The sequence below is a fragment of the Rubrivirga sp. genome, from assembly GCF_965213695.1.
Classification (GTDB): domain Bacteria; phylum Bacteroidota; class Rhodothermia; order Rhodothermales; family Rubricoccaceae; genus Rubrivirga.
Map to the genome: position 1 here is coordinate 1,438,027 of NZ_OZ243912.1, position 13,745 is coordinate 1,451,771.

The 13,745-nt window shown below is 73.3% G+C and carries 11 protein-coding genes; 4 read left to right on the forward strand and 7 right to left on the reverse strand.

From position 1 onward, the window contains the following. Positions 1-35 precede the first annotated feature (35 nt). The 4 genes from ACOOHE_RS06250 (at position 36) to ACOOHE_RS06265 (ending at position 4,575) form a co-directional block, all read left to right on the forward strand. Positions 36-1,094, forward strand: a complete 1,059-nt coding sequence (locus ACOOHE_RS06250; protein WP_420456943.1) for a WD40/YVTN/BNR-like repeat-containing protein — start codon at positions 36-38, stop codon at positions 1,092-1,094. Then, the gene (locus ACOOHE_RS06255) at positions 1,094-2,683 is read left to right on the forward strand and encodes an MFS transporter (protein ID WP_420456944.1); all 1,590 of its coding nucleotides are present in this window, start codon (positions 1,094-1,096) and stop codon (positions 2,681-2,683) included. Before ACOOHE_RS06250 ends, ACOOHE_RS06255 begins: the two co-directional genes overlap by 1 nt. A 122-nt stretch (positions 2,684-2,805) precedes the next feature. After that, entirely contained in the window at positions 2,806-3,210 is a 405-nt protein-coding gene (locus ACOOHE_RS06260) for an immunoglobulin-like domain-containing protein (protein ID WP_420456945.1), read from the forward strand. Positions 3,211-3,633: 423 nt separating this feature from the next. Further along, positions 3,634-4,575 (forward strand): alpha/beta hydrolase, encoded by a 942-nt coding sequence (locus tag ACOOHE_RS06265; protein WP_420456946.1) that lies wholly within the window; start codon positions 3,634-3,636, stop codon positions 4,573-4,575. Between the two features lie 138 nt (positions 4,576-4,713). Here the strand turns inward: ACOOHE_RS06265 and ACOOHE_RS06270 are convergent, their stop codons facing one another. From ACOOHE_RS06270 to ACOOHE_RS06300, 7 genes are all read right to left on the reverse strand, one after another. Beyond that, positions 4,714-6,765, reverse strand: coding sequence for an ABC-F family ATP-binding cassette domain-containing protein (locus tag ACOOHE_RS06270; protein WP_420456947.1), 2,052 nt, complete (start codon positions 6,763-6,765; stop codon positions 4,714-4,716). Between the two features lie 170 nt (positions 6,766-6,935). Next, positions 6,936-7,772, reverse strand: a complete 837-nt coding sequence (locus ACOOHE_RS06275; protein ID WP_420456948.1) for a hypothetical protein — start codon at positions 7,770-7,772, stop codon at positions 6,936-6,938. Between the two features lie 80 nt (positions 7,773-7,852). Further along, a complete protein-coding gene (locus ACOOHE_RS06280) occupies positions 7,853-8,842 on the reverse strand; it encodes an SGNH/GDSL hydrolase family protein (protein ID WP_420456949.1) in 990 nt (329 codons plus the stop codon). A gap of 176 nt (positions 8,843-9,018) precedes the next feature. Beyond that, the gene (locus ACOOHE_RS06285; RefSeq protein WP_420456950.1) at positions 9,019-10,458 is read right to left on the reverse strand and encodes an undecaprenyl-phosphate glucose phosphotransferase; all 1,440 of its coding nucleotides are present in this window, start codon (positions 10,456-10,458) and stop codon (positions 9,019-9,021) included. 190 nt (positions 10,459-10,648) lie between these two features. Beyond that, positions 10,649-11,182 (reverse strand): fasciclin domain-containing protein, encoded by a 534-nt coding sequence (locus tag ACOOHE_RS06290; protein ID WP_420456951.1) that lies wholly within the window; start codon positions 11,180-11,182, stop codon positions 10,649-10,651. Positions 11,183-11,420: 238 nt separating this feature from the next. Continuing rightward, positions 11,421-12,191: a class I SAM-dependent methyltransferase gene (locus ACOOHE_RS06295; protein ID WP_420456952.1), complete on the reverse strand. Its 771-nt coding sequence runs from the start codon at positions 12,189-12,191 to the stop codon at positions 11,421-11,423. A 42-nt stretch (positions 12,192-12,233) separates the two neighbouring features. Continuing rightward, entirely contained in the window at positions 12,234-13,745 is a 1,512-nt protein-coding gene (locus tag ACOOHE_RS06300) for a serine hydrolase domain-containing protein (protein WP_420456953.1), read from the reverse strand.

Sequence of the window (13,745 nt, forward strand, 5' to 3'; positions counted from 1 at the left end):
CGTCCTCTATTCTCCGCCCTCCATCCTCCACCGCCATGCGCCTCGCCCTCCTCGCCCTCCCGCTGGCGCTCGCCCTCTCCGCCTGCGGCGGCATTGCCGGGACGAGCGGGTCCGTGCTCCCGCCGCGACTCGAAGAGCAGGCCTCGGGCACCGACGCGCTGCTCATCGCGGCCCACGCCGTCGACGGCGGGGTCGTGTGGGCGTCGGGCGCACGCGGGACGGTCGTCAAGACGGTCGACGGGGGGACGACCTGGACGGCCGTGCCGGTGACGGTCGCCGGGGCCGACACGTTGCAGTTCCGCGATGTCGTCGCGCTCGACGCCGAGACGGCGTGGGCGCTGTCCATCGGGCCCGGCGCCTCGTCGACCATCGTCAAGACGACCGATGGCGGCTCAAGCTGGCGGACCGTGTTCGTCAACAACGAGGCCGAGGCGTTCTACGACTGCTTGTCGTTCTGGGACGCCCGCCGCGGGCTGGCCTACAGCGACTCGGTCGAGGGCGAGCTCCGCATCCGGCGCACCGACGACGGGGGCGAGACGTGGCGGATCGTCCCTGCGACCGCGCTCCCGGCGGCGGCCCCGGGCGAGGGCGGGTTCGCGGCGTCGGGCACCTGCGTCGCCACCCGGGGCACCGGCCACGCCTGGATCGCGACCGGCAACGCCGACCCGGCCCGCGTCCTGCGCACGACCGACGGCGGAGCGACCTGGGCCGCGAGCGCGCTCCCCCTCGTGGCCGGCGACGCGGCCGGCGCGGCCTCGGTCGCCTTCCGCGACGACCGCCACGGGGTCGCCGTCGGCGGCGACATCGCCAACGCGGCCGAGCCCGCCGACGCCGTCGCGATCACGGCCGACGGCGGGGCGACGTGGGGGCTCGGCGGCCGGCTCCCGTTCCCGGGCGCGGCCTACGGCGCCGCCTACGTGCCCGAGACCAACGCGCTCGTGGCCGTCGGGCCGGGCGGCGTCGGCTTGTCGCGCGACGACGGGCGGACCTGGACGCTCGTCGACGAGCGGACGTTCTGGGGCGTCGCCGCCGCCGGCCGCGACGCCGTCTGGGTGACGGGGCCGGAGGGCCGGATCGTCCGCCTGCGGCTGTAGTGCCGGCCGACTGCCGCGCCCACGACGCCGACGCCGTCGCGGCGGGCGCGCACGACGCGACGGCCGACGGCGACGCCCGGCGATGGGTCCTCGTCGCGTCCGTGCTCGGGTCGAGCGCGGCGTTCGTCCTGTCGTCGGTCGTCAACGTGGCGCTGCCGGCCATCCAGGCCGACCTCGGGGCGACGGCGGCCACCATGCAGTGGGTTGTCAACGCCTACCTGCTGCCGCTGGCCGCGTTCATCCTGGTCGGCGGCGCCCTCGGCGACCGGTTCGGGCGGACGCGGGCGTTCGCGCTCGGGCTCGCCATCGTGGCCGCGGCCACCCTCGCCTGCGCGCTCGCGCCGACGGCCGGCTGGCTCATCGCGGCGCGAGCCGTGCAGGGGCTCGGCGCGGCGCTCCTGGTCCCCGGCAGCCTGGCGCTCCTGCGGGCGTTCTTCCCGCCCGACGAGCGGGGCCGCGCCATCGGGACGTGGGCCGGCGCGGCGGCGCTGACGAGCGCGGCCGGCCCGCTCGTGGGCGGTTTTTTGGTCGACGGGCCGGGCTGGCGCTGGGTGTTCGTCGCCGTGGTCCCGGTCGCGCTGGCGGCGCTGGCGCTCGCCGTGTGGCGCGTGCCCGAGAGCCGGGCGGAGGGGGGCGGCGGGCCCCTCGACGTGGCCGGCGCGGCGCTGGCGGCGGTCGGGCTGGGCGCCGTCGTGTTCGGGCTCGTCCGCCAGGGCGCCGCGGGCTGGGCCGATCCGACGGTCTGGGCGCCCGTCGCCGTCGGCGTCGCGGGGCTCGTCGGGTTCGTGGCGCGCGAGCGGGTGGCCCCAGCGCCGATGCTGCCGCTCGGCCTGTTCCGCTCGGCCGCGTTCTCGGGCGCGAACGCGCTGACGCTGGCGCTCTACGTCTCGCTCGGCGGCCTGTCGTTCCTGCTGCCGTACCTGCTGATCGGCGTCCACGGCTACTCGGCGGCGGCGGCCGGCGCGGCGTTCTTGCCGTTCACGCTGCTGATGGGCGGGCTGAGCCGCTGGGTGGGCGGCCAGATCGACCGCTTCGGCGCCCGCCGGATGCTGGTCGTCGGGCCGACGGTCGCCGCGATCGGCCTGGGCCTGTTCCTGCTCCCCGGCACGGACGGCTCGTACTGGACGACGTTCTTCGCCCCGTTCCTCGTCCTCGGGCTCGGCATGGCCATCTCGGTCGCCCCGCTGACGACGGTCGTGATGGACGCCGTTCCGGACGACCAGGCGGGGACGGCGTCGGGCGTCAACAACGCCGCGAGCCGCGTCGCCCAGTTGCTGGCGGTGACGGTCTTGGGCGCGGTCGCGCTCGGCGTCTACGGGTCCGAGCTGGCGTCGAGCGCCGACGCCTTCGAGGGGTCCGAGGCCGGCCGGACGGCCATCCTCGCGGCCGAGGCCGATCCCGGGGCGACGCCGTCGATGGACGCCGTGCCCGAGGCGGAGCGCGCGGCCGTGGCCGAAGCGACGGGCGCCGCGTTCGTCCGCGGCTTCCGGTGGGCCATGGGGATCGGGGCCGCGCTGGCACTCGTCGCGGCCGGCCTCGCCGCGGTCACCATTCCGGAGGGCGACGTCGAAAGCGACGACAGCCCGTAGCGGCGACCGATCAGGACGTCACCGCGCACGCTCGGCTCCGTCGTCCGTCCGCTGGCGGTCGGTGCCGAGCGGGTGGTCGCGGAGGATGCGATGTTGAGAGGACCGCCCATCCTCCCGACGTCATGCGCCCGCTTGCCTTCGTCATCCTGCTCGCGCTCGCCGCCTGCGACACGCTCGGCGTCTACCCGCCCGAGGCGCCCGTCACCGCCGCCGACCTCTCGCTCACGACCGACCGGTCCGAGTACCGATCCGGCGACGACGTCACGCTCACGCTCCGCAACGACGGCGACCGCGAGGTCTTGACCGGCGTGCTCACCTGCTCCCTCCTCGAGCGCCGCACCGACGACGGCTGGACGCGCGACGTCGACCGCAACGAGCGCGGTTGCATCCTCCTCGGGATTACCGTCCCGCCCGGCGACGCCTACACGGACGAGGCCGACCTCGACGGCGTCCGCGCGGGCACCTATCGGTTCGTGCAGGCCTTCGGCGACGTCGAAGTAGCGACGGGCTCGTTCGTCGTCCGCTAGTGTCACGACCCTTTGGTCGTGGGCCGGACCCCCCCGTTCGCCCCTCGCGGAGCCTGTCCTGAGCGTAGTCGAAGGGCTCAGCGGGCGGACGGACTGTTCCCCTTGAAGGGTAGGGCCGCTACGTTCTCGGGCGCGAGTCGTATCCCTACACAAAACGACAGTCATCCCCGCGCAGGCGGGGACCCATACGGGGCCGCTCGCCGGACACGAGGGGCGCATGGATTCCCGCGTGCGCGGGAATGACGACTGTTCGTCGGTTGCTATTGACGGAACGTAGCAGCCCTTCTCTGGGAGCGGGGGGTTGACCCACGAGCAATTCGGCATCACTCTAGCGCGGGCGGGGATCCAGGGGAATCCCCAGCGGCTCGGGTCGAACCGGGCGACGGCCGGAGCCGTCCACGACGGGCCCCTCGCCTGCCCGACATGGACCTCCACGACCACCCCGCCCGGGACCCCGACGGCCCGTTCGACGCGCCCGTCACCTTCGACGACGTGGCCGAGCGGATCGGCTCCGTCCCCATCGACGGCACGCCGGACGAGATGCGCCGGGCCTACGCCTGGCTGATCCGGGGCGACGCGCTCGGCCGCCCAATCCCCGTCGGCCGGCCGGCCCGGATTGGGCAGGTCCAGGGCTGGGCGGTCCCGCCCGGCCGCGACGCCGAGACCGCATCCGACGTCGAGATCCGCGTGGTGTGGCTCCACGGCGGCGGCTACGTGTTCGGCTCGCCCGAGACGCACTGGCGGGCCGCGGCCACGTTCGCGGCTCGGCTCGGCGAGACCGTGTTCATGCCGCGCTACCCGCTGGCGCCCGAGGCGCTGTGGCCGGCCCCACTGCGGGACGCGCTCGACGTGGCCCGCGCCGTCCAGGACCGCGGCCTAGCGCTGGCGGTCGTGGGCGACAGCGCCGGCGGCCACCTCACGCTCGGGACCGTGTTGCAGCTGGCGCGCGAGGGCCGCCCGGCGACGGTCGCCGCCGTGTTCTCGCCGAACGCCGACCGGACCGGCCTCAGCGACACGCGCGAGCCCAACTCCGAGACCGACGCGATGAACAACGACGAGGACGACCGACGCTGCGCCTCGATCTCGACCGGCCCCGTCGACCTCCCCGACGACGACGTGACCATCTCGCCGCTCGTCGACGACCTGTCGCTCTTGCCGCCATTGTGGGTCGAGGTCGGTGGGACCGAGGTGCTGCTCGGCGAGGCCCAGATCCTGGCCGAAAAGGGGAAAGAGGCCGGCGCCCAGGTCGAGCTCCACGTCGAGCCCGACGCGTTCCACATGTGGCAGCTCTGGACGCCGTGGCTGGCGGAGGCCGACGCCTCGTTGCAGCGGGCGGCGGGGTTCGTTGCCGACCACCTCAGGTGAGCCTTCCGTGGGGACACCACGCATGGTGTCTCTACCGGGCGCTCATCCCGAGCGTGGCCGAGCCGCCTTCTATCCGCTTGTAGGGACACGATTCATCGTGTCCCTACGACCGACGGACCCCCTCCGCCGGATCGGGCGTCACGCCAGCGCCTCGACCTCGGCGGCCAGCCGCTCCCAGCGCTGCATCAGCTCCTTCAGGTCGGCCTGCGCCGCGTTGAGCGCCTCCATCGTCTTCTGGAACTCGGCCGGGCGGTTGTAGAGGTCGGGGTCGGCCATGGCCGTTTCCAGGCGCGTCTTCTCGGCCTCTTTTTCCTCGACCGACTGCTCCAGCAGTTCGAGCGCCCGCGCGGCGAGGTCGGCGCCGAGCTCTTTGGCGGGGGGGACCGTCCCGTCCTGCATCATCCGGTAGAGCGCGTTGCGGGCCTCGGCCTCGCGCCGTTTCTCGTCCTTCGACTTTTTGCCGCCGCTCGGCTTGGCCTGCGCCGGGGCCGAGGGCGTGGGCGTCCGCTTGCCAGTCGCCTGGCCGTCGCCGGAGGCCGGCGTCGCCAGCTTCGAGGCCGTCCCGTGCTCACGCTGCCACTGGGCCTCCGAGTACGTCCCGCGGTAGGTCTGGACCGCCCCGTGCTCGACGTACCAGATGGACTCGGCGACGGCGTCGATGAACGCGCGGTCGTGGCTCACGAGCACGAACGTGCCGGTGTACTGGCGGAGCGCCTCGGCGAGCACGTTCTTCGAGACGATGTCGAGGTGGTTCGTCGGCTCGTCCAGGACCAGGACGTTGGCCGGGGAAAGCAACGTCCGCGCCAGCGCGAGGCGGGACCGCTCGCCGCCGGAGAGCACCGACACGCTCTTCTCGACGTCGTCGCCGGTGAACAGGAACGCGCCGAGCAGGCTCCGGAGCTGGGTGTCCGAGTGGCCGCGCGAGCGCTCCTGGAGCGACTGGAACACGGTGTGGCTTGGCTCGAGCGACTCGGCCTGGTGCTGGGCGAAGTGGGCCATTTCGGCCCGGCGGTCGACCTCGCGCGTGCCCTCGATGGACTCGGTCCCCAAGAGGATCCGCGCCAGCGTCGACTTGCCCGCCCCGTTTTTGCCGACGAGGGCCACCTTGTCGCCGCGCTCTAGGGTGACGGGCCCGGCCCGGTCGAACACGCGCGTGACCCCGCCCTCGGGCGCGGGGTAGCTCTTCGAGAACTCGCCGATCTCGACCACCTGCCGGCCCGACGGGGGCGGGTCGGGGAAGCGGAACCGCATCGAGCCGGCCTCGGGCGGCGGCGGCGGGATCCGCTCCAGCTTTTCGAGCGCCTTGATCCGGCTCTGGGCCTGCTTCGCCTTGGTCGCCTTGGCCCGGAACCGGGCGATAAACCGCTCGGCGTCGGCGATCTCCTTCTGCTGGTTGTCGTAGCGGGCCTGCCAGTGAATCCGCCGCTCCTGGCGCGCGTCGAGGTAGTGCTCGTAGTTGCCCGGGTACACGTCGATCTGGCCGCGGACCAGGTCGGCCGTCGACGTCGTCATCCGGTCGAGGAAGTAGCGGTCGTGGCTCACCAGGACGACGGCGCCGGGATACGTGGTCAGGTAGGCTTCGAGCCAGTCGATGGACTCGATGTCGAGGTGGTTCGTCGGCTCGTCGAGGAGCAGGACGTCGGGGGCACCCAAGAGGAGCCGGGCGAGGGCCACCCGCATCCGCCAGCCGCCCGAGAACGTCGACAACGGGCGCCGCATCTCGTCCTCGGAGAACCCCAGGCCGGAGAGGATCGTCGCTGCGCGGGCCTCGGCCGTGTGGGCCTCGCGCGTGACGAGGCGGTCGTGGACGCGCGAGAACTGCTCGACGAGCTTGAAGTAGCCGTCGGTCGTGTGATCGGGGTGGGCCTCCATCTCGGCCGTCAGCCGCTCGGCCTCGGCCTCCAGCCGGAGCACGTCGTCGAAGGCGTGGAGCGCCTCCTCAAGCGGCGAGATCGACAGGTCCTCCTCCTGGGTGTCCTGGCGGAGGAAGCCGACCGTCGCGCCGCCCTCGTAGATCACCTCGCCCTGCTCGACCGACTGCTCGCCGGCGATCACGCGGAGCAACGTCGACTTGCCGGCCCCGTTCGGCCCCACGAGCCCGACGCGCTCGCCGGCGCGGACGGTCCAGCCGAGCCCGTCGAACAGGACGCGCCCGCCGAAGGCGAGGTGGAGATCGCGGAGGATGAGCATGGGCCGGGGGGAGTCGGCCCGCAAGCTAGCCCGCCGCTGCGGCCACCCGGGCGAAGAACGGGGGGAAGCGGGGAGGGTGAAAAATGGAGGAGAGAGGATGGCGGAGTCCCGACGACGTCCCGTAGGGGCATGGCGTGCCATGCCCTCGGCCCGGCATGGCACGCCGGCTGTTACCGGGCGAGCGTGATCCGGAGCGACGCCGTCCCGTCCGCTCCCCAGGCCCGAACCCCGTAGACGCCCGCCGGGTGGCCCGCCCCGTCCCAGCCCACCGCGCACCGCCCGGCCCCGCATCTGCCGACGTCGAGCGTGGCCACGCGGCGGCCCAGCGCGTCCGTGACCTCGGCCGTCCGCCAGCGGCCCGGCGGGAGGGCGACCGTCACCGACGACGCGAACGGGTTGGGGAACGCCCGCACGGCGGACGCGACAGACCCGGCCTCGACGGGTGTGTAGACCACGCCGTCGATGGTCGCCGTGTAGAGGTTGCCGAGCCCGTCGTAGAGAGAGGACCCCGAGACGACGCCCACGCCGGGCGCCAGCGTCACGGAGAACTCGTCGTCGAACACCCCGGGGACGTCGAAGCCGAACGTGATCGCGTCCTCGAAGAGGCCGGCGGGGACGTCGACCACAATGGGCCGGTAGACCGTGACCTCGTATTCGTCGTACTCGTCTTTCGATCGATGGAAGGGGTAGACGGCTCCGTCCGGGAGGGTGGTGTCGAACAGCAAGACGTCCCGGCCTCCGGCCCGGCACCACACGCGGCCCTCGGCATCGGCGCGGAGCGTGTCCACCGGGAGGGCGGGAAAGCGGGCGATGGCGTAGGCCGTGTCGTTGATCGTCACGCGGCCCGCCACACGGACCTCGAACCGAACCGTGTCCGGGTCTGAGAACGGCGGGTCGATGATGTAGCCGTACTCCCACACGTCGGCGTCGCCGAGGGGGAAGACCTCCTGGGCGGTTGCCGGCATGGCGAGGGCGAGGGCGGCGATCCAGAGCGAGAGGACCCGCATGACGGTCGAGGTGGACGTCGCCAGGGTAGGGGAGGGGCCCTCACGGCGCAAGCCCGTCTCGGTGCCCCGCCGGCGCGCCCTCAGCGCTCCGGCCGCCAGCGCGCGACGGCCTCGGCCGCGACGGCGTGGCCGCGCGCCGAGAAGTGGATGCCGTCGGACCACAGGTAGAGGGCCGCGGGGTCGTCGCCGGCCGCCTGGGCGAAGGCGTCGAACAGGTCGAGCGTCGGGACGCCGCGAGCGCGGAGACGAGCCACCAAAGCGGCCTGCGGGGCCCGGCTCCCGCCCGGCCGGAGCTGGGGCTCGTACGGCGCGACGGCCACGTCGAGCGGGATCCCGCGCGCGCCCAACGTGTCGACGAGGGCCCACAGCGGCGCCAGCGCCCGGTCGACGGGCGCCTCCGGCCGAGCCGACGCCGAGACCGCGAGCGGTTCGTAGAGCGCGCCGTCGTGGGCGAAGTAGCGGGCCGGCCGGTCGAGCGCGAGGTCCTTCGCGAACCGGTACAGCCGCGAGTGGACGTTGAGCCACATCTTGCCGCGCCGCCGCACGTCCTCCGGCCGTGGCACGTCGCCAGCGCCGGCGGGGCGAGCGGGGTCGGCGTCGTTGAGGCACCACAGGAGCGTGACGCGGTCGGGGCGGAGGCCGGCGGCCAGGGCCGCGTCCAGGCGGCGGCGGTAGTCGGCCGTGCCCCAGCCGAGCACGGCCGGGTTGAGCACCCGGGCCGTGTCCTGCCGCGCCGCGAGCCGGCCCGCGACCGTCGAGTCCTGAGCGACGCCGACGCCGAACAGGACCGAGTCGCCGAGCCAGAGCCACGCGCCGGCCGAGTCGGGCACCGCCGCGTTGCCGGCGTAGAGGTGGAACCCGGCGCCGTCGACGCGGACGGGCACGCCGTTGGCCTCGCCCACGGCGCCCGGCCGGAGCCCCGTCGTCTCGCCGTCGGCGTCGACGAACGCGCGGTCGAGCAGGAGCGCGGCGTCGGTCCCCGCCGCTGCGATGTCGGGCCGGAGGAGGCGGACGGCCCCCTCCAGCGCCAACAGGAGCGCCAGCCCGACGGCCACGTTGACCGCGAGCACGCGCGCTACACGCGCGGCTCGGGACCGTTCGGCCGGGCCGCCTGTCCCCCCGGCCACGGGTCGCGCGCCGGCCACGGGGCGCGCGCCGGCCGTGGTGTCTGCCCGTTCCCCGTTCCTCATTCCCCGTTCCCGCGCTGGTGGCACTCGTCCGCTCCCCGACCCCGCCGTCCCGCGCGCTAGTGCGCGTTCTCGTGGACGAACCCCTTGAACACGGTCATCGCCACGATCTTGAGGTCGAGCCAGAGCGACCAGTTCTGGATGTAGTACAGGTCGTACTCGATCCGCTTGGTCAGGCTCGTGTCGCCGCGCCAGCCGTGGACCTGGGCCCAGCCGGTGATGCCGGCCTTCGTCTTGTGGCGGAGCATGTAGCCTGGGATCTGGTGGCGGAACCCCTCGATGAGCGTCGGCCGCTCCGGGCGGGGCCCGACGACCGACATGTCGCCCATCAGCACGTTCCAGAACTGGGGGAGCTCGTCGAGCGAGGTCCGACGCAAGAACGAGCCGACGCGCGTCGCCCGGGCCTCGCCCTTCCGCGACCACACGGCGCCGGTGCCCGCCTCGGCGTCGACGGGCATCGACCGGAACTTGAGGATGTCGAACGTCTGCCCGTTCAGGCTCATCCGCTCCTGGCGGTACAGGACGGGCCCCGGCGACGACCGCTTGACGGCGACGGCGATGAGCGCCAGCAGCGGCGACAGCGCGACGAGCGCGGTGAGCGAGAACACGACGTCGGCCGCGCGCTTGACGACCTGGCGGAAGTCGAACGGGGCCTCGTCGAGCAGGTGGATCACCGGGAGCCCGTCGACGTCCGAGATCCGGCTGTTGACCAGCAGGTCGAGCCCGAACAGGTCGGGGACCAGGCAGAGGTGGGCCGTGTGGCGGGCGCAGGCCTCGGCGACGGCCTGGATCTTGTCGACCGCCGCGAGCGGGAGCGCGGCGTAGACCAAATCGACCCCGCCGCCGCCGTCCGCGTGGCGGTCGAGCACGTCGCCGATGGCGTCGACGGGCCCGAGCACGTGGGGGCGCCGGACGGGCTGGGGGTAGAGCGGGTCCGGCGGCTCGGCCTCGACGTCCCCCTCGCGGTCGTCCAAGAAGCCGACCACCTCGAACCCCATCCACGGGTAGTGGCGGAATGCCCGGGCCAGCCGCTGGCCGGCCTTGCCCGCGCCCACGATCAGGACCCGTCGGACGTTCCGCCCGCTCTCGCGCCCCCGCCGCAGCACCGTGTAGATCGCCAGCCTCAGCCCCACCAGCAGGCCCGACGCCAGCAGCGCGAACAGGATCACGTGGAGCCGCGAGAACGAGAACTCCCGGTAAAAGAACAGGGCCCCGAGCGACACCACGAGCCCGAGCGCCACGGCCCGGGCCACGGCGTAGACCACGAGCGTCAGCCGTTGGGCCCGGCGCGTCCGGTACAGCCCGGACACCAGCAGGACGCCGCCCCACACGGCCAGCACGAACGGGAGGAACCCGAGGTACGGCGTGAGCGGGACCCATTCCGGCGGCGTCAAGACCTCGAACCGGAGGACCCACGCCAGGACCCACGCCAGGGCGATCAGCGCGAGGTCGGCGCCGAACAGGAGGCGCTGGAGGAAGAGGCTACGTTCGCGGAGCATCGGACCCGGCGGGCCGGGGCAGGAGAGCAGACGGGCGTCTCAAGCGGTCAGATGCGAGGGGGCAACGTGGGCCGGCAAGCTACGCACCCCGCCGGGCACCGGCAGGGCACGCCGCCGTCTCCGCAGCCCGACACGAACGCGCGGGCCGCTCCGGAGAACGGCCCGCGCGCGTCGACCGGATCGGCAGGGCCTACTGGGCGCCGCTCCCGCGCGTCGGGTCGAGCACCAGGTTGATGAGGTGGATCCGGCCGTTGCTCGCCTCGATGTCGGCGTAGACGATGTCGGCGTCGTCGACCTTCATCATCGGGTCGAGGGCCTGGAGGGCCTGGATGGTCAGGTCCTCGCCGCCGAGCGTGACCAGGTTCATGCCGTCGGTGAGCTCGGAGGCCGAGAAGTCGCCCTCGACCACGTGGTACTGCAAGACGTCGCGGAGGTCGTCCGCCGACATCGCGTCGACGTTGCCGGTCCACGCCGCGTTGATGGGAGCGAAGACGGTGAACGGACCGGGCCCGTTGAGCGCGTCGACCAGGCCGGCCCGCTGGACGGCGGCGACGAGCGTCGAGAGCTCGGGCTGGGTCATCGCGTTCGCGACGATCGTCTGGTTCGCCGAGAGCGCCCCGGCGTCGAGCCGGAGGTCGCCGCGGAGGTCGTTGTCGGTGTTGGTGCGCCCGGTCGAGCACCCGACCAAGCCGACGAGCAGGAGGAGGGAGAGGAGACGTGTCATGGGGAGGGGGAGAGGGGGGGGAGGAGAGCAACGAGAGCGCGTCACTCGGGGTTCGCCCGATACCGTACCCCGACCATTCCTCCCGCGATCCCGGGTCTTCTGAGGAACTCCCTGGTCCCCTAATCAGACCGCCTCCCGCCGTGGGCCCACTCGCGGAGCGCGTCCGGCTCGTAGACGTGCGTCCCGGCCGGTCGCGCCGCGGCGAGCGACACGCCCTAGTCTTTCGATGGCTGGCGGCTCACGCTTTCCGCGCAACGGCCACGAGCCGGGACGCCTCCGAGCCGTACGGTGCGCCCTCGAAGTCTCCGAAGAGGTCGACATCCGTGAACCCCGCTCGGGCGAGCATCTGCGCGAGCTCGCGGCCGGAGTAGATCCAGTGCACGTGCTCGAAGACCCGGACGGACCCCTCCTGCACGAACGTCCACTCGTTCTCCATCCGGCTCCAGTCGTCGATCGCACGGCGGCGCTGGACGACCATCCCACCGGGCCCGTCCAGGACCGTGCTCGGGGAGAAGATCCGGGCCAGCACCTCCTTGCCCATCACGTCCACGACGAGCGATCCGCCGGGGCGGAGGCTCCGGTGGGCGTTCTCCAGGACGCGCGCGTTGTCCGCGTCGTCGGCGAAGTAGCCGAACGACGTGAACAGGTTGAGCACGAGGTCGACCGGCGGGCCCTGGACGTGGTCCCGCATGTCGGCGTGGACCCACTCGACCTCCACGCCCTCTCTCTCGGCGAGCCTCCTGGCCTTGTCGAGCAGGAACGCGCTCCGGTCTACGCCGACGACGGTCGCTCCGCGCCGGGCGGCATCGACGGCATGGCGCCCCGGCCCGCACGCGACGTCGAGCACGCGCTCTGGCGTCTGGCCGACCAAGCGGAGGACGGCGTCTAGCTCGGCAGCGGCGCCGTCGAACCGCTCGTCAGGGAACATGACCCCGTACGAGGCCTCCCAGAACGTGTCGTCGGAGAACCACTCGTCGGTCGGCGTGGAGGTGTCGCTCTGGCTGCTCATGTCGGATGTGGAGGCGGTCGGGGATGTGCGTGGGGCGTAGGATCAGTCGGCCGTGCGGACGAAGGTCTGGCCGTCGTACCGAAGCGAGAGGACTCGGCCGCCCTCGAGGTCGAACGCGACGGCCTCCCCACGGCCCGGGACGAGTTCGACGCGGACGGTCTCGGGTTCGGAGTACGGAGTTGCAGGTCCGTAGAGCCGACCAAACCGGACGGCAATCCCGTCGCCCGCGGCCTCGACTTCGATCACGCCCCACGTCGGGTTCTCGTAGATCCCGGCATAGGTGCTCGGGGCGAGCGAGAGCTGCCACGTCCCTTCGGCCCGCTCCTCGAGCTGCGCGCGAGCGCGGTCGAGGTAGCCCGTGAGCCCGGCGTGGAGCTCAGCGCGAGCGTCGCGGACCTGCTCGACGACGGCGTCTCGCGCACCAGGCTCCGCGGCCCACCAGTCGTAGACGAACGACGCCAGGAGCGTCGCCAGCCGTCCGCCCGTGTCGGCCTCGTTGGCGAGGACGACCACGCCGAGGTCGCGGCCGGGCATGAACGACGTGTGGGCGTGGAAGCCCGAGAACCCGCCGAGGTGGTGGAGCATCGGCTCCCCGTCGTAGGTGCCGGTGTGCCACCCGAGTGCGTACCCGTCGCGGCCGAACGGCCCGTACCTCTCGTCGCGTCCCGTGACCACGGGCCGGTGGCTCTCGGCGACGACCTCAGCGGGGACCACCTGCCGGCCGTCCACGCGCCCCTCGTTCAGGTGGGCCGTCAGCCACCGCGCGAGGTCGGTTGCGCTCGCGTAGAGCCCGCCCGCCGCCTGCATCGTGTCGTCGTGCTTGACGAGGGCAACCCGCTCGACGCCGCGCGCTGGATGGACGGCATAAGGAACGGCTGGGCGCCGCAGAGCGGCCTCCGAGGCGTACGCCGTCGCTCGCGTCATGCCGAGGGGCCGGAGGACGCGCTCGGCGAGCTGGTCCTGCCACGGCCCGTCCTGGTCGAGGCGGAGGCTGAGGACGTTGTAGCCCGTGTTGGTGTAGCGGTAGGTGCCGCGTGGCGTGGGGTTCGGGACCGTGCCCGCCAGCAGCCGGCGCATGAGGGCGGGCGTGTGCTGGCCGGTGTAGGCCGCGCGGAACGCGAGCGGCTCGTTCTCGACGCCGGCCGTGTGGGAGAGGAGGTGCCGGACAGTCACGGCGTCGGCCCCGGCCTCGGACGCGAAGGCCACGTCCGGGAAGAGCGACGCGAGCGAGGCGTCGAGGGCGAGGGTCCCGTCGTGGTCAGCGAGCGCGGCCAGGAGCGCCGTGAACGGTTTCGTCGCCGAGGCGATGTAGAACGGGGTGTCGGCCGTGGTCGCCTCCCCGGCCTCGCGGTCGGCATACCCGAACCCCCGCACGTAGACCGTCCGCCCGTCGCGGACGACGGCGACGGCCAGGCCGGGCACGGTCCCGAACAGGTCCAGCGTCTCGGCGACGAGGGCGTCGGCGGCCTCCGCGAAGGCCGCGTCGGGGACGGGGTCCTGAGAGCGGGCGGGGAAGGCGGAGAGCAGGGCGAGGGCGAAGAAGAGCGGGCGCAT